This window comes from Arthrobacter sp. FW306-07-I, assembly GCF_021800405.1.
Lineage (GTDB): Bacteria > Actinomycetota > Actinomycetes > Actinomycetales > Micrococcaceae > Arthrobacter.
Genome location: NZ_CP084550.1, coordinates 2,186,887 through 2,206,063, shown reverse-complemented (window position 1 = coordinate 2,206,063; position 19,177 = coordinate 2,186,887). Strand labels below are relative to the sequence as shown.

Annotated in this window: 18 protein-coding genes; 8 read left to right on the top strand and 10 right to left on the bottom strand. The window is 62.2% G+C overall.

Annotation, left to right across the window (positions count from 1 at the left end):
* Positions 1-122 precede the first annotated feature (122 nt).
* The 4 genes from LFT46_RS10150 to LFT46_RS10135 are packed head-to-tail and all read left to right on the top strand — an operon-like array spanning position 123 to position 2,158.
* Positions 123-554, top strand: a complete 432-nt coding sequence (locus LFT46_RS10150; protein ID WP_236802685.1) for a DUF3099 domain-containing protein — start codon at positions 123-125, stop codon at positions 552-554.
* Entirely contained in the window at positions 551-808 is a 258-nt protein-coding gene (locus tag LFT46_RS10145; RefSeq protein ID WP_236802683.1) for a hypothetical protein, read from the top strand. The genes LFT46_RS10150 and LFT46_RS10145 overlap by 4 nt, the downstream gene beginning before the upstream one ends.
* Complete coding sequence (locus LFT46_RS10140) at positions 809-1,681, top strand: SURF1 family cytochrome oxidase biogenesis protein (protein WP_236821961.1); 873 nt, start codon at positions 809-811, stop codon at positions 1,679-1,681.
* 3 nt (positions 1,682-1,684) lie between these two features.
* A complete protein-coding gene (locus LFT46_RS10135) occupies positions 1,685-2,158 on the top strand; it encodes a YbaK/EbsC family protein (RefSeq protein ID WP_236802679.1) in 474 nt (157 codons plus the stop codon).
* Here LFT46_RS10135 and abc-f read toward each other — a convergent pair.
* The gene (gene abc-f, locus LFT46_RS10130; protein WP_236802677.1) at positions 2,155-3,753 is read right to left on the bottom strand and encodes a ribosomal protection-like ABC-F family protein; all 1,599 of its coding nucleotides are present in this window, start codon (positions 3,751-3,753) and stop codon (positions 2,155-2,157) included. The genes LFT46_RS10135 and abc-f overlap by 4 nt on opposite strands.
* A 199-nt stretch (positions 3,754-3,952) precedes the next feature.
* Between abc-f and LFT46_RS10125 the strand changes: the two genes are divergently transcribed.
* Entirely contained in the window at positions 3,953-5,017 is a 1,065-nt protein-coding gene (locus LFT46_RS10125; RefSeq protein WP_236802675.1) for a spore photoproduct lyase family protein, read from the top strand.
* A 48-nt stretch (positions 5,018-5,065) separates the two neighbouring features.
* Here the strand turns inward: LFT46_RS10125 and LFT46_RS10120 are convergent, their stop codons facing one another.
* From LFT46_RS10120 to LFT46_RS10105, 4 genes are all read right to left on the bottom strand, one after another.
* Positions 5,066-6,070, bottom strand: a complete 1,005-nt coding sequence (locus tag LFT46_RS10120) for a DUF808 domain-containing protein (RefSeq protein ID WP_236802673.1) — start codon at positions 6,068-6,070, stop codon at positions 5,066-5,068.
* A gap of 122 nt (positions 6,071-6,192) precedes the next feature.
* The gene (locus LFT46_RS10115) at positions 6,193-6,639 is read right to left on the bottom strand and encodes a VOC family protein (RefSeq protein ID WP_236821960.1); all 447 of its coding nucleotides are present in this window, start codon (positions 6,637-6,639) and stop codon (positions 6,193-6,195) included.
* Positions 6,640-7,223: 584 nt separating this feature from the next.
* Positions 7,224-8,078: a 3-hydroxyacyl-CoA dehydrogenase gene (locus LFT46_RS10110; protein ID WP_236802669.1), complete on the bottom strand. Its 855-nt coding sequence runs from the start codon at positions 8,076-8,078 to the stop codon at positions 7,224-7,226.
* Positions 8,079-8,102: 24 nt separating this feature from the next.
* The gene (locus LFT46_RS10105; RefSeq protein WP_236802666.1) at positions 8,103-8,735 is read right to left on the bottom strand and encodes a TetR/AcrR family transcriptional regulator; all 633 of its coding nucleotides are present in this window, start codon (positions 8,733-8,735) and stop codon (positions 8,103-8,105) included.
* A gap of 69 nt (positions 8,736-8,804) precedes the next feature.
* Between LFT46_RS10105 and LFT46_RS10100 the strand changes: the two genes are divergently transcribed.
* Positions 8,805-11,213, top strand: a complete 2,409-nt coding sequence (locus LFT46_RS10100) for an alpha/beta fold hydrolase (protein WP_236802663.1) — start codon at positions 8,805-8,807, stop codon at positions 11,211-11,213.
* Between the two features lie 409 nt (positions 11,214-11,622).
* Here the strand turns inward: LFT46_RS10100 and LFT46_RS10095 are convergent, their stop codons facing one another.
* On the bottom strand, positions 11,623-12,258 hold the full coding sequence (locus tag LFT46_RS10095; protein ID WP_236821959.1) for a GNAT family N-acetyltransferase: 636 nt from the start codon (positions 12,256-12,258) through the stop codon (positions 11,623-11,625).
* A 979-nt stretch (positions 12,259-13,237) separates the two neighbouring features.
* Positions 13,238-13,768 carry a hypothetical protein gene (locus LFT46_RS10090; protein ID WP_236821958.1) on the bottom strand — a complete coding sequence of 177 codons (531 nt, stop codon included), beginning with the start codon at positions 13,766-13,768 and terminating at the stop codon, positions 13,238-13,240.
* A gap of 243 nt (positions 13,769-14,011) precedes the next feature.
* On the opposite strand from LFT46_RS10090, the gene LFT46_RS10085 reads away from it, so the two are divergent.
* Entirely contained in the window at positions 14,012-14,512 is a 501-nt protein-coding gene (locus LFT46_RS10085) for a hypothetical protein (protein WP_236821957.1), read from the top strand.
* Between the two features lie 125 nt (positions 14,513-14,637).
* Here the strand turns inward: LFT46_RS10085 and LFT46_RS10080 are convergent, their stop codons facing one another.
* From LFT46_RS10080 to LFT46_RS10070, 3 genes are all read right to left on the bottom strand, one after another.
* On the bottom strand, positions 14,638-15,021 hold the full coding sequence (locus LFT46_RS10080) for a hypothetical protein (RefSeq protein WP_236821956.1): 384 nt from the start codon (positions 15,019-15,021) through the stop codon (positions 14,638-14,640).
* A gap of 1,012 nt (positions 15,022-16,033) precedes the next feature.
* Positions 16,034-16,597, bottom strand: a complete 564-nt coding sequence (locus LFT46_RS10075; RefSeq protein WP_336885557.1) for a GNAT family N-acetyltransferase — start codon at positions 16,595-16,597, stop codon at positions 16,034-16,036.
* Between the two features lie 1,607 nt (positions 16,598-18,204).
* On the bottom strand, positions 18,205-18,576 hold the full coding sequence (locus tag LFT46_RS10070; RefSeq protein ID WP_236821954.1) for a hypothetical protein: 372 nt from the start codon (positions 18,574-18,576) through the stop codon (positions 18,205-18,207).
* 113 nt (positions 18,577-18,689) lie between these two features.
* Between LFT46_RS10070 and LFT46_RS10065 the strand changes: the two genes are divergently transcribed.
* Complete coding sequence (locus LFT46_RS10065) at positions 18,690-19,040, top strand: hypothetical protein (RefSeq protein WP_236821953.1); 351 nt, start codon at positions 18,690-18,692, stop codon at positions 19,038-19,040.
* Positions 19,041-19,177 lie beyond the last annotated feature (137 nt).

The following is a 19,177-nucleotide window of genomic DNA, read 5'->3' as shown; positions in this document are numbered from 1 at the left end:
GCCGCGCTAGCGGGGTGTGGTTTGGGCTGCCTCCGATCTTAGCGGCAGGCCTGCGGCGGGTTTGGGCAGCACTGCCGATGGTGCGAGAATTAAGGGAAGCCTTTGGAGCGTGATCATCCACCGTGACCCTTGAAAACCATGCGGGACGTTCCGCGCCCGAAGAACCGGGCCGGTTCTCCGGCGACGCCGAGGTCCACAGCATTACGGACGCCGCGGCCGCACATTCGGAAGATATGCGCCAGCGGATGATCAAGTACGCCCTGGCCATGGGGATCCGCATGGTCTGCCTGATCCTGATTTTCGTGGTGGACGGGTGGTTCAAGATCATTGCGGTGGCGGGAGCAGTTTTCCTGCCGTGGATTGCGGTGGTCATCGCCAACGGCAGCGACAAGGCGGAGACGCCCAGCGACTTGCTGCTGGACTCGGCCCCGTTGGCCGAGCTTGAAAGCCCGCCTCCCCCGGCCACCGACGAAAAACCGGAAAGCGCCGTGCTCCAGGGCGAGCTGGTGAAGGACGATGACCAGGAGCGCGGAGAGCAGGGGCAGGCCAAATGAGCATTTTCGATTTTGCAGCAGGATCCGACGTCGTTTCTGAGACCGCCCTGTGCTCGCGGAAGGCGTGCAGGGCGCAGGCGTCCTGGCAGCTTCTCTGGAACAACCCCAAAATCCACACACCCGAGCGGCGAAAGACCTGGCTGGCCTGCGCCGACCACCGGGCATGGCTGGAGGACTACCTGCAGACGCGCGGGCTCTGGAAGGAAACCCTCCCCCTCGCCGGCGACGGCGGATCGCTGGAGCAGGACATCTGAATGTACCGTTTCCTTTTTTCCAGCAAGTGGCTGGGCTATCTCCTGCTGGCCGCCATCTTTGCCACCGCATGTGTTTTCCTGGGCCGCTGGCAGATGGACCGCCGTGCGGAGACCCTGGCCGAAATCAACCGGGTGGTCAGCAATTACTCGGCAACTCCCATCCCTTTCGAGCAGGCACGGGACCAGTTCAACCACCTGGACCCGGCCAAGGAGTGGACCCAGGTCGAGCTCAAGGGAACCTATGACGCCGCCGGGGAACGGATCGTGCGCAACCGGCCTCTCAACGGTCAGCCCGGCTACGAGGTAGTGGTCCCCTTCCGCCTCACCACCGGTGAGACAGTCGTCATCGACCGGGGCTGGTTGCCCATCGGCAACAAGAATCCGGGCAGCCCCGATTCGGTGCCTGCCCCTCCCCAGGGTGAGGTGACCGCCGTCGTGCGCTTGAAGCATGGTGAGCCGGAGCTTCAGCGCGGGGCCCCCGAAGGGCAACTGGCGTCCATCGATCTCCCCACGTACGCCGCGCAGCTGGGCTACCCGCTGATGACGGGCGCGTACGGCCAGCTCGCCTCGGAAACACCGCCGGCAGCCGCGATGCCCGTTGCCTTCCCCAAGCCGTCGACGGATGAGGGGACGCACCTGTCCTACTCCCTGCAGTGGTTCGCTTTCGGCGTTCTCATGTTCGTCGGGTTCGGCTACGCGGCGCGGCAGCAGGCACGGAACGCGGCGATCGACGCCGAGGACGAGGAGCTGATTGACGATGGGGCCATGCATGCTGCGGTGGCCCCCCGCCGTCGGCCGGCTGCACCCCGAAAGCGCAAGAAGGCGACCGCCGAGGAAGAAGAAGACGCTCTCCTGGACGCGCAGGGCTACTGAGGCATGGAGTACGACGGCGGCCCGGTCTCCTTGGTGCGCTCCGCTCTGGTGGCGGCGGGGCTCGCCGACACCGTGCGCACCTTTCCGTCGGGAGTACCCACGGCAGCCGCAGCAGCTGAGGCCCTCGAATGTGACCTTGCAGCCATCACCAACAGCCTTGTCTTCGAACTCGGCGGGGAGCCGCTGCTGATCCTGGCCAGCGGCGCCGCGCGCGTGGACACAGCGCTGGTATCAACGCAGCTGGGCGCAGGGAAGATCCGCCGCGCCTCCCCCGCCTTCGTGCTGGAACATACGGGCCAGGAGGTAGGTGGCGTAGCCCCGGTGGGCCACCCCAAAGGGATCCGCACCCTGCTGGACGAGTCCCTGCGGCGCCACGAGCTGCTGTGGGCCGGAGCGGGAGACCACAACTCCATGTTCAGCATCACCTACCAACAGCTCCGGAGCCTTACCGCGGCGCTGGAGCTGCAGGTGCGCTAAGCCAGAGTGATGAGGTCCAGGTAGTCCTCGTTCCAGAGGTCCTCGACGCCGTCCGGAAGCATGACTACGCGTTCCGGGTTCAGGGCTTCGACCGCACCTTCGTCGTGGCTGACCAGGACAACGGCGCCGGTGTAATTGCGCAGGGCGCCCAGGATTTCGGCGCGGCTGGCGGGGTCGAGGTTGTTGGTGGGCTCGTCGAGGAGCAGCACGTTGGCGCTGGAGGCAACGATGGTGGCGAGAGCCAGGCGGGTCTTCTCGCCGCCGGAGAGCACACCCGCAGGCTTGTCCACGTCGTCACCGGAGAACAGGAACGAGCCAAGGATGCCGCGCACCTCGGCGTCCTTCATATCGGGCGCGGCGGAGCGCATGTTCTCCAGCACAGTCCGGTTGTGGTCCAGGGTTTCGTGTTCCTGGGCGTAGTAGCCAACCTTCAAGCCGTGGCCGGGGATGACTTCGCCGGTGTCGGGAATGTCCACGCCGGCGAGCATCCGCAGCAGAGTGGTCTTTCCGGCACCATTGAGGCCCAGGATGACCACTTTGGAACCGCGGTCGATGGCCAGGTCGACGTCGGTGAAGATCTCCAGCGAGCCGTAGGACTTGCTGAGCCCGTCCGCGGTGAGCGGGGTCTTGCCACAGGGTGCGGGGTCCGGGAACCGCAGCGCTGCCACCCGGTCCTGCTCGCGGACCGCTTCCAGCCCGCTGAGCAGGCGCTCGGCGCGCTTGGCCATGTTCTGCGCGGCAACGGCCTTGGTGGCCTTGGCCCGCATCTTGTTGGCCTGGTCCATGAGGACCTGCGCCTTCTTCTCAGCGTTGGCGCGTTCCCGCTTCCGGGCGCGCTCGTCGGTCTCCCGCTGAAGGAGGTAGCGCTTCCAGTCCATGTTGTAAAAGTCGATCTGGGCACGGTTGGCGTCCAGCAGGAACACCTTGTTGACGGTGGCTTCCAGCAGGTCCGTGTCGTGGCTGATGACGATCAGGCCGCCCTGGTGGTTCTTGAGGAAGTCACGCAGCCAGGCGATGGAATCGGCGTCAAGGTGGTTGGTGGGTTCGTCCAGGAGCATCGTCTCGGCGTCCGAGTAGAGGATGCGGGCCAGTTCGACACGGCGCCGCTGGCCGCCCGAGAGCGTCTTGAGCGGCTGGTTCAGCAGCCGGTCCGGGAGCGCAAGGTTGGAACAGATCGACGCAGCTTCGGCTTCCGCTGCGTAACCGCCGGCTGCGAGGAACTCGGATTCCAGCCGGTCATACCGGCCCATGGCCTTCCGCTGCACTTCGGCGTCCTCGCTGGCCATTTCGTCGTGGGCCTTCCGAAGCTTACCGACGACGACGTCCAGGCCACGGGCGGACAGGATGCGGTCCCGTGCCAACTGCTCCATGTCCGGGGTACGGGGATCCTGGGGCAGGTAGCCGATCTCCCCGCTGCGGGTGACCTTACCGGCGGCGGGAAGGCCTTCGCCTGCGAGGACGCGGGTCAGCGTAGTCTTGCCGGCACCGTTCCGGCCGACAAGGCCGATCTTGTCTCCCTTGTCGATGCGGAAGCTCACCTGGTCCATCAGGAGCCGGGCACCGGCGCGCAGTTCAAGATCCTGGACAGTAATCACAGCAGGTAAGGCCTTTCACAACAGGGAACGCCACGGTCCGCGCACGGAGTGCCAGGGGACGCTGGGGCAGAGTGGCCGGAGAACGGCACATCCCAGTCTACCGTCCGGCAGGCGGCGGTCCATCCATACTGCATACAGGGGAAGGATGCCGTCGGCTTAACTGCCGTTTCGGGCCCGGTCCGTCAAGGACAATGAGGACATGGAATTCGACCGGCTGCTGCAAATCCGCCGCATTTACGCGCAGCCTGCAGCCTTGGAGCTGCCGCGCGGGCGGGAGATCGTGGCACGGTGGCCGGGAGCCGACGTCGTTCCCGTGGAGAGCCATTGGAACATTCCCGACCTCCACGGCGACGAAACCAACGTGCCGCGGTGGTCCCGGATCAAAACCGAGGCGCTGGTCCTCGGGGTCAAGAAGTCCCTGACCGTGAAGCCGAACGGCAGGTCAGCGGACTTCATTGCCCCCTCCACGGCCAACGGATGTGCCATGGCGTGCGCCTACTGCTACGTTCCGCGGCACAAGGGCTACAGCAACCCGGTCACCGTTTTCGCCAATATCGACCAGATCGCCGGGACGCTGGAACGGCACGCCACGCGCCAGGGACTCAAGCTGGAGCCTAACCAGTGCGACCCCGAGCTCTGGGTCTATGACATTGGCGAAAACAGCGACTGCTCGGTGGACGCGCTGATCAGCGACAACGTGGAGGACCTTGTCACGCTGTTCCGGGAACTGCCCAATGCCAAGCTGTCCTTCGCCACAAAGTTCGTCAACCGGCACATGCTCGGCTGGAACCACGGGGGCCACACCAGGGTCCGCTTCTCGCTGATGCCGGCGGACCTGGCGAAGTCAGTCGATGTGCGGACGTCCCCGGTGGCCGAGCGGCTGGCCGCCATTAACGATTTCGTCGACGCCGGGTACGAGGTACATGTGAACTTCTCCCCCGTGATCATTACCGACACGTGGCTGGCCGACTGGGAGGAGCTGCTGCGCCAGTTGGACGCCGCCCTGACCCCTGCAGCCAAGGCGCAGCTGGCCGCCGAGGTCATTTTCCTGACCCACAATGAGCAACTGCACGAGGTCAACCTGGGCTGGCACCCGCAGGCCGAAAACGTCCTGTGGCGCCCTGACCTCCAGGAGGCCAAAGTCTCCTCGAATGGTTTCAGCAATGTCCGGTACCGGGCGCGCGCCAAGGCAGGCTACGTCCAGCAACTGACTGCGCTGATTGGCAGGATCGCACCGTACTGCCGGATCCGGTACGCGTTCTAAGCACCGCGCTTCCCGGCCCGCTGGCCCGGCCCGCGATGGAACGGAAGACTAATGGCCCGCGGGACCACCGCCGTCGGGCGTTTCTCCTGCCGCGCCGTGCCCGTGATCCTTCGCCTTGCCGAAGGGCAGCACTTTCAGCAGCGGGCCAATGACAGCCATGACCACCAGGCCCCAGGCGAGCCCGATCACCGCTGAGCACAGGGTGTCCACGAGCCAGGCCAGGAAGCCGCCAACAACGGCAACGCCCGCCACCGGGTGCTCGAGTGCGTGGATCAAGTCATAGGGCGCGTGCCAGCCAAGGTCGTGTGCCCCCTGCACCATAATGTGGCCGCCTACCCAGAGCATCGCGATCGTTCCCACGAAGGTAATCGCAGCCAGTACGGCCGGCATGCCCCTTACCAGGAGGTGGCCAAAGCGCTTGGCGCGCGCAGAATCCTTGGCGGCAAGATGGACTCCAATATCGTCCATCTTCACGATCAGCCCGACGGCGCCGTACACAAGCACTGTGATGGCAATCGCCACCAGGACCAGAATGAAAGCCCGGACCCAAATGGATTCCGTCGCCACCTCGTTCATGGAGATGACCATGATTTCGCAGGACAGGATGAAGTCGGTGGTGATAGCGCCCTTGACGACAGTGGCCTCCGCGTCATGCCCGCGTTCCACAGCCGGCGCTTCCTCGGCCTCATGGTGGCCGCCGCGCAGCTTGTGCCAGACCTTCTCCGCGCCCTCATAGCAGAGGTACGTGCCGCCCAGCATCAGGATGAACGGGATGATCCAAGGGATGAAGGCGCTGATCAGCAGGAGCGCCGGGAGAATGATCAGGAGTTTGTTCCGGATGGAGCCCCAGAAGATCTTCTTGATCATGGGCAGCTCGCGCGACGGGTCCGCCCCGGACACGTACTGCGGGGTGACGGCGGCGTCGTCAATTACGACGCCGGCGGCCTTGGTACCAGCCTTGGCGGCACCGGCTGCCACATCGTCTACCGAGGCTGCCGCGATGCGGGCCAGGGCGGCGACGTCGTCCAGCAGGGCGACGAGCCCGCCGCTCACAGGTGGCCTCCGCCTGGCTGGGGACCGGACGGTTTTGCGTGGGTGGGTGCGTGCGTGATGGGCATCTTCGGAGTATATGGCAGCAGGGCGTAGGCCCTCTCACCCGCACGGGGGCGAGGTGCTCAGTTTCCGGTGGACTTCTTGAGTTCCTGGGCGAACATCACAATGATGCCGCTGGGACCACGGACGTAAGTCAGCTTGTAAATGTCTCCGTAGGTTGCGACGCCCCGCAGCGGGTGGCATCCATGCTTCGCGGCGATCTCCAGCGCGGCGTCAATGTCGTCGACCGAGAAGGCAACGCGGTGCATTCCGATTTCGTTCGGCAGTGTGGGGTGTGTGTCGATGGCGGCAGGATGGATGTACTCGAAGAGCTCAAGCTGGCCTCTGCCGTCCGGGGTCTGGAGCACTGCGATTTTTGCGTGGTTGCCGTCAAGGCCCACGGCGGTGTCGGCCCACTCCCCGCTGACGGTGTCACGGACCAGGACCGTAAGCCCGAGGTCAGTGAAGAACGCGATGGCCTCTTCCAGGTCACGAACCGCGATTCCGACGTTCTCAAGTTTGATGGGCATGTGCCACAGGCTACCAACTCACGAAGTCCTGGTCAGTGGACCGAGTACCTGACAAACCGGCCGAAATAATGCGTCTCCGTAAGAACCATTAGCTGATTCAGATCATTCTTCGTCCTGATGATCGCCTGCGTTACGGTGCAGGAAAAGATCACCTACGGCTTCGAGAACGCCTTGAACTACAGCAGCGTGACTTCCACGAGCACGGACATGCGAACAGAATACGACGTCGCGCACGGAAGCTGCGCGGAGTCCAGTCCGTACCCGACCGGCATATGAGCAGGCCGTGGGCTCGTGAATTGGACGCTCGCAGGGCCGCGGCTTGCTTGCCGACTATTCTTTGTTCAACGAGAAAAACTTCCTTGGGGGATGTACGCAAAGCCCACTGTTCCCTCGGTCTTCAGTCTGACGGTTACTTTACCGAGGCTCGCGAGGTCTCCACCGAAAACAGCCTCAAGGCATAAGCCCATTCTTTGCCGGACAACCACTTGCTGCCTGCAGCCGGAGGGCAATGAGTTCTGCCCGCCCTCGCGGTCGGTCCAAGACCTGGAACGGGAAGAACTGCAGCAGCACTAAAGGTCCTCGACTCAGTACTTGTAGAAGCCCTCCCCCGAGGCGACCCCCAGCTTGCCCTGGTCGATGTAGTGCTCCTTCAGGTACTGGGCGAACGCCTGGGAACCGGCATCCGGCGAGGCCGAGGCGATGTTGTACGCCGTGGTCAGGCCGACGACGTCGTAGATCTGGAACGGTCCGCTCGGGGCCCCCGTGGCGATGCGCCAGGTCTTGTCAATGGTGCACGGGTCGGCGACGCCCTGAAGCAGCAGTCCGGCGGCCGCGTTCAGCAGCGGAACCAGCAGCGAGTTCAGGACGTAGCCGGCCTTCTCCTTCTTGATCTCGATCGGTTCCAGTCCGCTGTTCCGGGCAAAGTCGACGACAGCCGCGTACACCGCCGGGTCCGTCTCCGCGGTGCCCATGACCTCGGCGATGTTCTGCGCCCAGATGTTGTTGGCGTAATGGAGCGCGAGGAAGCGGTCCGGGCGTCCGGTGAAGTCTTTCAGGTCACTGGGCAGCAGGGTGGATGAGTTGGTCGCGAAGATGGCCTTGGCCGGCGCCAGTTCCGCGAGCTTGCGGTAGACGTCGCGTTTGAGTTCCAGCAGTTCGGGAACGGCTTCGATCACAAGGTCCGCGTCGACGACGGCGTCCCCCAGGTCTGCGGTGAGGCGGAGGTTTGCCAGGGCTGCTTCGGTCTTGCCCTCGGAGGCGCCGGCAATCTGTGCCCGGTAGATGCCGGCGAGGCGGGCGAAACGGTCCCGCGCCTTGGCAAGTGCGTCCTCATCGACGTCGTAGGCGGTGACTGCGAAACCGTGGAATGCGGCCTGGAAGGCGATCTGGGAGCCGAGCACCCCTGTGCCGAGCACGGTGAGCGTCTTGATGGAGGGCATTATGGTTTCCTTTCGGCGCCGGCCTTAGCGGCCGCCGGGGTTGTCGGACCCGTAGATACTGCGGATCCAGATGGTTGACAGGATGTCCAGGGCGGCGGTCTCCGCGATGGCAGGACTCTCCCGGTTGAGGGCAGCAGTAATGACCCGTTCGTTCATCAGGTTCAGGCTCACCGCGAGGTCGTGCGCGTCGGTGCCCGCCGGCGCGGCCCCGCGGGCCTGCTCGGCACGGATAACGTCGCTTGAGAAGTCGACCCAGGACTGCATCGACCTGGACCACAGCCCGCGCACCTCGTCGTTTCGGGTGCGCGCCCCGATGGCGGCGGTCGACACACCGCGGTGAGAGACAAACACCTCAACGAACATTCCGATGGAACGGGTCCACGCACCCGCGGGGTCGCTCTCGAAATCGCGCGGCAGGTGCCCCACCCGGTGCTCGACCTCGTTGATAACCCGGTCCAGCAGGGCCAGCAGCACGGCATCTTTCGAGGGGAAGTAGAAGTAAAAAGTGGGGCGCGAAATGCCGGCACCCCGGGCCAGATCCTCGATGGAGACCTCGTCAAAGGCACGGTTTGCCAGGAGGGCCTCGGCGGTGACCAGGATTGCGTCCTGGCGCTCATCGCCCGAAACCCTCGCGCTGCGTCTTCCTCTTTGAGCCATGCGCCCATCCTAGCCCCGGTTCTCAACACGGTGTTGACTATCTCAACATTAAGTCGATAGCTTGGCGGCATGAGCGAGCACGTAGATGTGTTGATTGTCGGCGCCGGGCTGAGCGGTGTGGGTTTCGCCAGCCGGCTGAAGCGCGAGGTACCCGGAAAAACCTTCACCGTAGTGGAGTCGAGGAACGCCGTCGGGGGTACCTGGGACCTGTTCCGGTACCCCGGGATCCGGTCCGACAGCGACATGTACACGCTCGGCTACTCCTTCCGGCCCTGGGCCGGCGCCAAGGCGATCGCGGACGGCGAGTCCATCCGCGAGTACATCGAGGCAACGGTCGCCGACGAGGGCCTGGCGCCGCGGATCCGGCTGAACACCAGGGTCATTTCCGCCTCATGGTCAAGCGAAACCGCACTGTGGACCGTGACGGCGGTCCACACGTCCGGGGGCGAGTTCCGGTCCGGCGACACCGCCTCCTCCCCCGAGCCACTCACCTTCACCTGCTCGTTCCTGTCCGTCTGTTCCGGCTACTACCGCTATGACGAGGGCTTCACCCCGGCCATCGACGGGGCCGACACCTTTGCCGGAACGATCGTCCACCCGCAGCACTGGCCGGCCGACCTCGACTATGAGGGAAAGCAGGTGGTGGTCATCGGCAGCGGCGCCACGGCCGTGACGCTGGTGCCGTCCATGGCAAAGTCGGCCGCCAAGGTAACGATGCTGCAGCGCTCCCCCACCTACATCGCCCCCGTGCCCGCGCGGGACCACCTGGCCGACCGCCTCCGAGGCAAGCTGCCCGCGCAACTGGCGTACGACGTCGTACGTTCCAAGAACATTCTTTTCTCCATGTTCACCTACCAGCTCAGCCGACGGCGGCCCGAGACGATGAAGGCGATCCTGCGCAAGTCGGCAGTAGCCAAACTGCCGGCGGGCTTCCCGGTGGACACGCACCTGGCCCCGTCGTACCAGCCGTGGGACCAGCGGGTCTGCGCGATCCCCAACGGGGACCTGTACCGGGCCATCAGTGCCGGCACTGCCGAGATCGTGACCGACACGATTTCCCGGATCACCCCGGACGGGATTGACCTGGCCTCCGGCACATCGCTGCCCGCCGACGTCATTGTCACGGCCACGGGACTGAACCTGCTGGTGATCGGCGGCATGAAGCTCTCCGTCGACGGCGAGCCTGTGGACGTTGGCAGGACTCTAACCTACAAGGGCATGATGCTGGAGGGGGTCCCGAATTTCGCCCTCACCATCGGCTACACCAACGCGTCCTGGACCCTGAAGGCGGACCTGGTCGCCGGGTACATCTGCAGGCTGATCAAGCATCTGGACCGCCGGAACCTTCAGTGGGTGGTACCCGCGGCACCCGCCGACGTCGCCAACGGCTCGCTGTCCTCGCTGATCGACCTGAAGGCCGGCTACATTTTCCGCGGCGCCGACCAGTTGCCCCGGCAGGGCGCAGGCTCGCCGTGGCGGCTGCACCAGAACTACTTCCGCGATTTCGCCCTGCTCCGGGCCGGCCGGCTGACCGACCACGTCCGGTTCGGCCGGCGGGGGCAGCCGGCGCGGGAAACTGTCCGGCAACCCGCCGCCCCGGCCCGGGATCCCCTCGCATTGCCGGGGACGCGCCATGTCACCGTCGCGGGGACACGCCTGCGCTACCGGAACACCGGCAGCGGGGATCCGGTGCTGCTGCTGCACGGCATCGGCCAGAGCCTCGAGGACTGGAACGAACAGCACGATCGGCTCTCGGACCGCCACACGGTCTACAGCGTCGACCTTCCCGGCTTCGCGTACTCCGAACGGCTCCCCGGCACTACGACGCTCGCGAAGCTGGCCGGGATCCTGCCGGCCTTCCTGGACGCCGTCGGGGTTTCCGGGCCGCTGCCCGTGATGGGCAACTCGCTCGGCGGTGCCGTCGCCATGAAGCTGGCCGCCGACCATCCGGACCGCGTCTCCGCGCTCGTGCTGGCCAACAGCGCCGGATTCGGCCAGGAAGTGGCACTGGTCCTTCGCCTCCTTGCGGTCCGCCCGCTCGCGGCCCTGCTCCTGCGGCCCGACGAGAAAGCATCACGCCGGACGGTACAGTCGCTCTTCTACGACAAGACGCTGGTCACGGACGACCGCATCGGCCACGCGCTCGCCCTGTCGCAGCGGGAGGCGCACCGCCGGACGCTGGTCGACGTCGCCCGCGACCTGGGAACGATTTCCGGTGTCCGGGCTGAGTGGCGCACCGCTCTGATCGGCGCGCTCGCCAGGTCAGACGTTCCGGCGCTGGTGGTGTGGGGCGACCACGACCACATCCTGCCGTTCAGCCACCTTGAAGCGGCCGCCGCGGCGCTGCCCCGCGCCGAGTCGCACGTCTTCGCCAAGACCGGGCACATGCCGCAGATCGAACGGCCTGACGAGTTCGCGGCCGTAGTCGAGGACTTCCTCACGAGGGTCTCCGCCGGCCGTCAGGCGGCTAGCATCTAAGGGCGCTTCTCGTCGTCGGCCTCTCGGCATGCGGGCGCTGCGGTAGCCGGTCTCACCGTCGGCCTCTATGCATGCCGGCTGCAGCGGGGGCACCTGCCGTCGCCCGCCGGGCCGGGTCGTGGCGGTCAAACTCTTGGCCGCCTTCTATTGGCCTGTCTCAGCGCTATACATACATAGCTGTAGCCCGGGCAGCAGCAGGTCCGGCGGCACCTGGGTCAAGCCGTAGAGCAGCAGGCCCATTGAGACAACCACGACGCACACGCCGCGAACGTCCATGGACGGCGGGCACGAGTGCCTATTGCATCCCCCATGTCATGGAAGGCACTCCAGCGGTGTCGATGGTCTGCGCCGGGAACCGAGAGATTGCAACACTTGGACAGCAAGTGTCAGGCGCCGCAAGCCGATCGGCTTACGGAGACGGGTTATAGCTGGAGCACGCCGGCCGGGCTGCTAAACGCTCATCGAGGAAACTGCGTACATGGGGCCATTCCTCGCGTAGAACAGAGTAAACGGCCGTGTCTCGCCAACTGCCATCCGCACGCCGTTGGACATGTCTGAGCACGCCTTCTTTTTGGGCGCCGATCCGCTCTATCGCCGCCCGCGACCGAACGTTTAGTACGTCGGCCTGCAATCTGATCCGCTCAAATCCATGGGTGAAGGCCGTGCCCAGCAGGAGCCGCTTGGCGTCAGCGTTCACCCCGCTTCCCCAGACGTCCGGGGAATACGCCGTCCAGCCGATATGCGCAGACTCATTTTTCAAGTCGAAATCGCCGAGCGTGGTGGTGCCAATCACCCGGTCATCCAATGAAAGCAGACACACGGCGTACACGTTGCCTTGTTGCCAGGGCAGCCATTGCCTCAAAAACTCCGACCACTGCCCGAAGTTCTCGCGATATGCCCCCATACCTCCTCCCCAGCCACCAGCGAATATCTCGGGTTTTCCGATGGCTGTGAATAGGGCCGGGAGGTCATTCTCGATCAGCTCGCGAAGAACGACGACGGCGCCTTCAAGGCGAGCCTGGGGATCGGGACGGGAAGCAGCCATGCTTCTCATCATTCCAGGTAAGGATCCCTAATAGGACGACTTCAAGTCAGGCGAGCTGTCTCCCTGCGGCTCACAAGAAGTGAAAGACTCCACTCATGGCTAATGCTCGGGGTCGTGCGATGTCCAGGGAACATGCAGCCCGGAAATACATCTTGGTTTTGCAGTGGCCAGCAACATCTGATGTCGACTTTGATGCGCTTATCTCAATGGAGGACTTGCTTCAGTCTGGTCTCCTTGATGCATACGGCGTCGTAGACGGGCACGACTTTGGCGCTGGCGAAATGAATATCTTCATTGAAACGGATCGACCGCTAGAAGCCTTTCAGCACGCGAGGACGACACTGGGGACTGACTGGCGATGGGCCAGCGTACGCGCGGCATATAGGCCGGTAGGTGAAGAACGTTATGTGGTCCTTTGGCCGAAGGCGCTTGAGGTGTTCTCAGTCTCATGAGGCCGGCGGCCGAAGTTGCCTATTGCAACGGTGCCGCATTCAGTGACCGATCCTTCACCGCTACCAGCCAGGATTGGAAAGCAGATTTGTCATTAGAGAGGTTCGTCGACTGTGTTTTCGCGGCGACGTATCTCCTTGTTGACTAAAACCGCTTGCAGAAGAAAGCCGAGACTAACGGTGACCAACAAGGTCGTCCTCAACGGGTTTACCCATATCATCGCTAGAACGAGCCACGCGATCCCCAGTACAAGGCCGCTGGTCCTCATGGATCGCAGATAAGACAGGGACCGCTTCGGGAAGCGCATGGCGGTTCGAAAGTAGCGCCGTAGGGCCTGAAGCATTGCAGTATCCTCCCTGCGCTGGGTCCTCACATCCTACTTGTCCGCGCAAACCAATGGCCCTGCGCTGATCACTTTTTCGGCCTAGTGGCTATGGCGATCTCTCGGTGCCACGTCATCATCGCCCCCGATTTCTGGAAGGTCAGAGCAGTCATTTCCGGATCCTTCACCGCACGCCGCCTATCGTGCTTAGTGGTTCCAGGTTCCCGGTAGCTTCCCGTCGTTGCGAGCTGAAGCGCGCTCTATGTTGTTGAGCCCGACCTGGATAGCAAAGGACGGCTTGACGTGTCTGTAGAGCTCGATAGCTGTTCCGCGGACCTTCCAAAGGGCCGACGCGTTGCCCGATGGTTGAACCGCGTCGTCCAACGGTTCTCCATATTTTCGGCGAATCAGGGAGTGTATAGAGCCGAACAAATCAGAAGTTCGCGCGTCTGATCTGTCCTGCTCATCCTGAAAAAAGAGGCTGATCCCAACCAGTTCGCCTTCATGTGTCATCCAGGAGCCTATTGGAGTTGTCGATGCGGAATCAGCGACGACCCCTCCGACGACTGCCGGTGGTGCTCCCTCCTGCGGAGCTCCGGGAAGTTGTCGTAGTCCAAGCTTCTGAAAGTAGCTATCTTGCTCAAGTGCAGCAGTGGGCCAGCCGGACGACTCCACCAAGGTGATCAGAGCCAGTACTTGCTCTGGAGTCCCACCGCCGGCAGCGTCCTCCTCTTCCATGCCCACACCATACGTTGATTTGAGCGCGAGGCGCGGAAAACGAGAATGCAATTTGGTGGAGGACTCCATGCCTGCCCCAGATCGGGCGCCCATCCATCACTGGGTACCAGCAGAGCGGTCTTCACTGTGTTGGGGGTAGGAGTCGCTTACCCTTCTAAAAACCCTTCACGGAGGCATTTCCGGGTGCGATGCTGAAGGCTCGAGCATCACTTAGTGCGGTTGCAAATATTGGGGGACAAGAACATGCAACGGAACAAATCGAGGAATGCACGGCGGTCAGATGCCAACGGGATCTCTTTCCCGGTGTCCGGTTTGGTTGGAGCTGCTGTTGTCACGCTGCTCTGTGGCTGCTCAGCGTCTGATCCGCAGAAGGCATCAAATGCGGCTACGCCGGCCCAGACGGTAGCCAGTCAAGCTGCTGCACCACCTGGCCCCATTGCCAGCGTGAATAATGGCGGCCGGGACAAGACTGCCGACTTCAAGACAGCAAAAAAGAACGCACCATGGTTGGGAAAAATCAAATCTGTAACCGAAACCGAACCGGGCAAAATTCGCATCGAAACCAGCCTTGTGGACCCGCGCGGCGCCGATGGTAGCGAGGAGGCCAAGAGCGCGATCACCATCTGCGAATCAGTAGTCTCTCTTTTCGGCCCGAGCTACATCTCGGTTCTCGAGAATGACGGCACCACTTTCGTCCTGTTCGGACACCCCACAGTACCTAGCGGGGCTTGCGCTGAAGTCTGACAAGCATGAGGCCGACCAGGCAACTGCCTGGTTCTGAACTAGGTTAGTTGGCACAAAACGCCACCCGTTGGACGATCCTCATCCGGGGCTAAGAGGGCAGGTTGTCCAAAACGGACCGCCTGAGATTAGGGACTGAACGTAGCTTTTCGTTCGGGGAGTGGTGATTTGTTGGCTGCTGCTCGGACTGCGTTCAGAAGGTCCGTCAGTTTTCGGTCCATCACATGCTCTCCCCACACGAGCTTCTTGTTGAAGAACCAGCCCAAGCGATCGTAAGCGGTGGCAGACACCCGGGTGTAGTCCCTGGCGGAGATCAACCGAACGTCAACGCCGACTGGTAAATGGCTGGATCCCAAAGGTGTCCCTAGGAGACGAAATAGAAAATCCGATCCGGCCCGGGCCTGTATTCCAGCCTCGGTTCGACTGGTGTGCAGCTTCGCTTGAGCTAGTGATGTCAGAATCTGCGCAGACACCGCGTGCGCGTCGCCTTCCACGTTGAATTCATCGTCCATCGAGTAATTTTTCACGGCGTCCCCAATTCATTTGCCTCGAACCTTGGCTTCAGTATGGGTGCCAGGACTTTTGACCGCATCCCCCTTTTGTCTCGCGCCTCGGCCCGCAAAAATCGCGGCGTATGCCGATCCCCATGCGGGCGCAGCAGCGTCCCCTGCTCCACATATGTGCGGGCGGGACGCAGATCTAGAGATGGCTGGCGAAACGAGACGACGTTGACGTCGAGTCCAGCCTTGTTTTCCTAACCGCCACCTGTTGGCACTGTTTCCTTACCTGTGAGGTAAGGCCATGTGATGATGAGCTCAACCGTAAGGGACCCAACTAGTGTTCCTAGCGCCGGCACGGGTCCGAATGTTAACCAGAGGATCAGCGCGGGAACAAGGAGTGCCAGTGCCATTATCCAAAGCCCGCGTCGGCGTTTGGGTTTTTCGTCGCGAATCCACTGAGAGACGAGCATCGTTAGTAAGAAGAACGATAGAGAGAAAACACCCGGCCAAAAGTCCTTATCGCCCGAGCCGCCAAATAGGGCCATAATGCCAGCGCCCGCCAGTGATCCTGTGATCCAGCCAGAAATCATTGCCGGAATTCTCTTCATTTTGAAACGCACGTCGTCACCGCTGCCCTTCAAACAGCCCATTGGCCAAGCCAAACTGCCACCAAATCAATGTAGGCATTCGACGGCTCGTCCTGCCAGCGTAGCAAGGGATTACTCGACTACAGCAGGGCAGAATGGAAGGATGTAACCTGCCCTTGGGGCGAGACACCTGCACCGAACCCGTGAGCGCGTCTCGGACGGAGACCGCCGCATACGCCGTTCGTTCGCGACTGACAGGGACGATCGGGCCCCAAGGGATTCGCGTGAGTTGCCGGTACGCCGACGGCCTACCGGACAGGTGCGGGGTGAAGGATCCATAACCGTGCTCTGAAGTGCACGGCCGACCACCGGCTTACGGGCGCTCGATTCACCTTGTGAGTGCGGGTGGGTTTCTCAGAATCACAGTGGCATCGAACCTATCCGTCGTTAAGAGGAATCCCGAGATACTCTGCGGAACGTATGTGTCCTCTGACGTCTAGGTTCCAGGTGGGCCGTATAAATCTGTCCGACCTGAGGCGCAGGTACTGAACCTCTGTTACTTCCCCAGGTTTCCATGATTCCCTGAAAATTCCGTTGGGCTCATAACCCAAAGATTTTGAAACACCTAGAGAAGAAGCGTTCCAGACTGCTGCCTCGGAAACAGCGGTGTCCGCCTTCAACCAATCGAAGGCATAGATGATTACGGCTGTTCGCATTTCCTTGCCAAGGCCATTGCCATGAACATCCTGGCGGAGCCAGGAGCCCGTTGACACTGTCTTGAGAGTGCCAAACCCTTCGGCACTCAAGTCCTGACAGCCGACAAAATCGCTGCCTCTCCAGACTCCGAAGTGGAGTGACCACTTCTCGGGTGTCGATTCAGCACGTGCACGCCAAATTCGCCGTGCAGTGTTTGCGGGAAGATCTTCAGGGCGTGCCTCGGTCCATGGATGCGAAAAAGGCATCTGCCCTTGGGGATGTATGCCAGCCTCCGCGGCTTCCACGGCCGCCGGCAAGTCCCCATCTTGAAGCGGTCGGAGAACCAACCGTGGAGTGGAGAGGACTAATCCGAAGGGTGGCCACAAGGTGGCTAGGGTGGTCACCCCTAATCCTAACTAGACCTGGTCCCGTTGTAGCGAGGCTCGAAACCCGTAATCCTCCTGAAGTGCGAGGCCCGGTAAGGGATGCCTCAAATGGTCGTCGCGACACACATGGTGGAACCCCGGGGCTCTTCGGGGTTGGCAAGGTTGAAGTCTCTAATGCCCATCTGGTCTGTGGGCTTCTGCACGTTTGCGACTTCTCAAACGCATGAATTCATATGTCACCCAAACGGTGTATGCAACGGGAACGTCGGCTCCCTCGACGATAAAAGCCATACGGCGTACAGGATCCAAAGCGCGAAGGCTAACGCTGTGTTGATAGCAAGCGACTTTCGGCTGACGGGGAGGGAAGGAAGATCTATCCCTTCATCCCGAAGTTGTCGGTCTTCCGCTACGGCTGCACGAATCAGGGGCACGAAGACTGCAGCTAGAACTCCGGCGACCAGCAACGAACGCCACGGTTCGGAGAGCCCGATTGCGCTAAGTAGGCCCCCGACAACTGCGCCCAGAATGAGGAACCACAGAAGACCCCAAGCAACAAGCCGCCTACGTTTTGGCGGCATTCCTTCAAGCGAGTCCGGCGGCCAGGACTGCCACTCGTATTTCTTGGCTTCTCCCGCTGCACCGCCCGTCATGAGCACACAGTACGCTCAGAGAATCCGTTCTCAAATAGGGTCAGAAGGGTGCGTTGATCGACCGGCATACGGGCAGTCACCGTTGCTTTCTTGGACGCCTCGCTGGACGCGGGGATAAAATTTGTGAAGCGAATGTCCAGGGAAGGGCGTCCCGGATGCGACGGCGGTCAGAATCAACGCGCACCATGTTTGGGTTCATGGTCTTTACAGCGGTGTCCGTACTCCTTTTGCTCCTGGCAATGGGCCACACAGGGATTGAGCTATTCGTGATGCTCGCTCTGATCCTCGCGCTTGTTGGCATTCAAGGTGTAATCGATAAGTTTCTCGTCGATAAGTACCGGGAGTAGCGCCGTAGCCCGAGGAAGATCCAGGACCGCGCGTGAAGCCTTACCGACGCCGTAGACGGACTGCATTTTCCTCCAGGGAGGTATACACAACGGAGGCAGCCCTATCACTTGGGCTTGCCACTCTGCCGCCACACCCTCACCACCTGAAAGGCAAGCAGCAGAGACGCTAGTCCTCCTATGAGTAACAGTGTCTTGGGGAGAACAGCGCCATGCGACGTCGCGGCAACCACGAATAGAACGAGTGCCGCTACCGCAAATATCGCGGCGAGGGCGGGAATAAGCCACCTCGGCGTCCCAGGCGGGATAAGAGGTCTGTTGCCCTGGCCCGGCGCTTCTCTCACCACTGTCATTCCCCTTTATGTACGGGGATTCACTCCGAATGCCAGTCACCAAAAGCCGGCCTAAGGAATGGTGTTCCGACGCTAAACGTCTCTGCGAGGACACGCAACGACCTTGCGCAAACCTTTACGATGCTGCCAGTGCGCTCTTGTGTCGATGGAGGATCCATTACCGTGCAGCCCATCGGCTTCTAGGAACAGATATTGAGAAAACCTGTGGCACCCGGACGAGCAAGGAAAGTGATGACGTGGCCATTGTCATCTCGAAATACAGCTTTTGAGCCGGACACGGTCACAGTGCCAGCCTGATAAGGGTTTCCCCAACCCGGAGGGGGATTGCCTTGGCCGTCGTCCAGTGGTGTTTCGGCGAGGAAGAATGTGTCGTCGACGCGCAATTCCTTAATTCCGCAATGGGTGTAAAGCATGGTTGGGATGCCGGAAGCGGCGGTGGGGGCCGGCGGCTCCGAGGAGGCTTCGGTAATGGGAGTGGCAGGAACTGCGCACGCAACCAGGACGGCCAATAGCGTAACGGCCAATAGCGAGAGTCTGATTTTTCCGGCCATTCGACCGCACCCCAATTCACGATCAGGCTCAAAGAGTATGCCGTGAGAGAGAGCGCCACAATACTAGGGCTAGTCACGTTTTCCTCACGGCGCGTCCGGTGTTGGATGGATCTATGGATTTAGCTGAACATATCATTAGGGAAATTGACCGCTCCTGGGCGGATGAGGTGAACATTCTCGGCTACTGGGAGGACGGGCCGGCTACAGTCTGCGTTGTGTACTGCCGGACTATCGACCCCGCGGTGGTGCTGGGACGTCGGCTCGTATTTAATTCAACGGCGGCGGATGGCACCATTGAGGGCTTCGCCCGTGATGTGGCCATAAATATGGCGGAGCCAATTGGTCGTGCCACCAGCCGTCCTGATCAACACGGGGTTGTTTGGGTGGGCGTTTCCAAGGACCGCCGGATCCCTGAGCCTCCGAGCGAGGTCCTGCAAATCCTGAGGAACAATGAGCCCGGCTAACATCCGATTTCCAATCTCTCCGATTTCGAGAGGCTAATATCTGGATCGGAGCGGTGTCCTCGTTCACTCCACCCAGCCCGTAAAGCCGGTCGCTGCACGGAGCGGGCTTTCCATTAAGCCGATCCTTTATCGTGCGG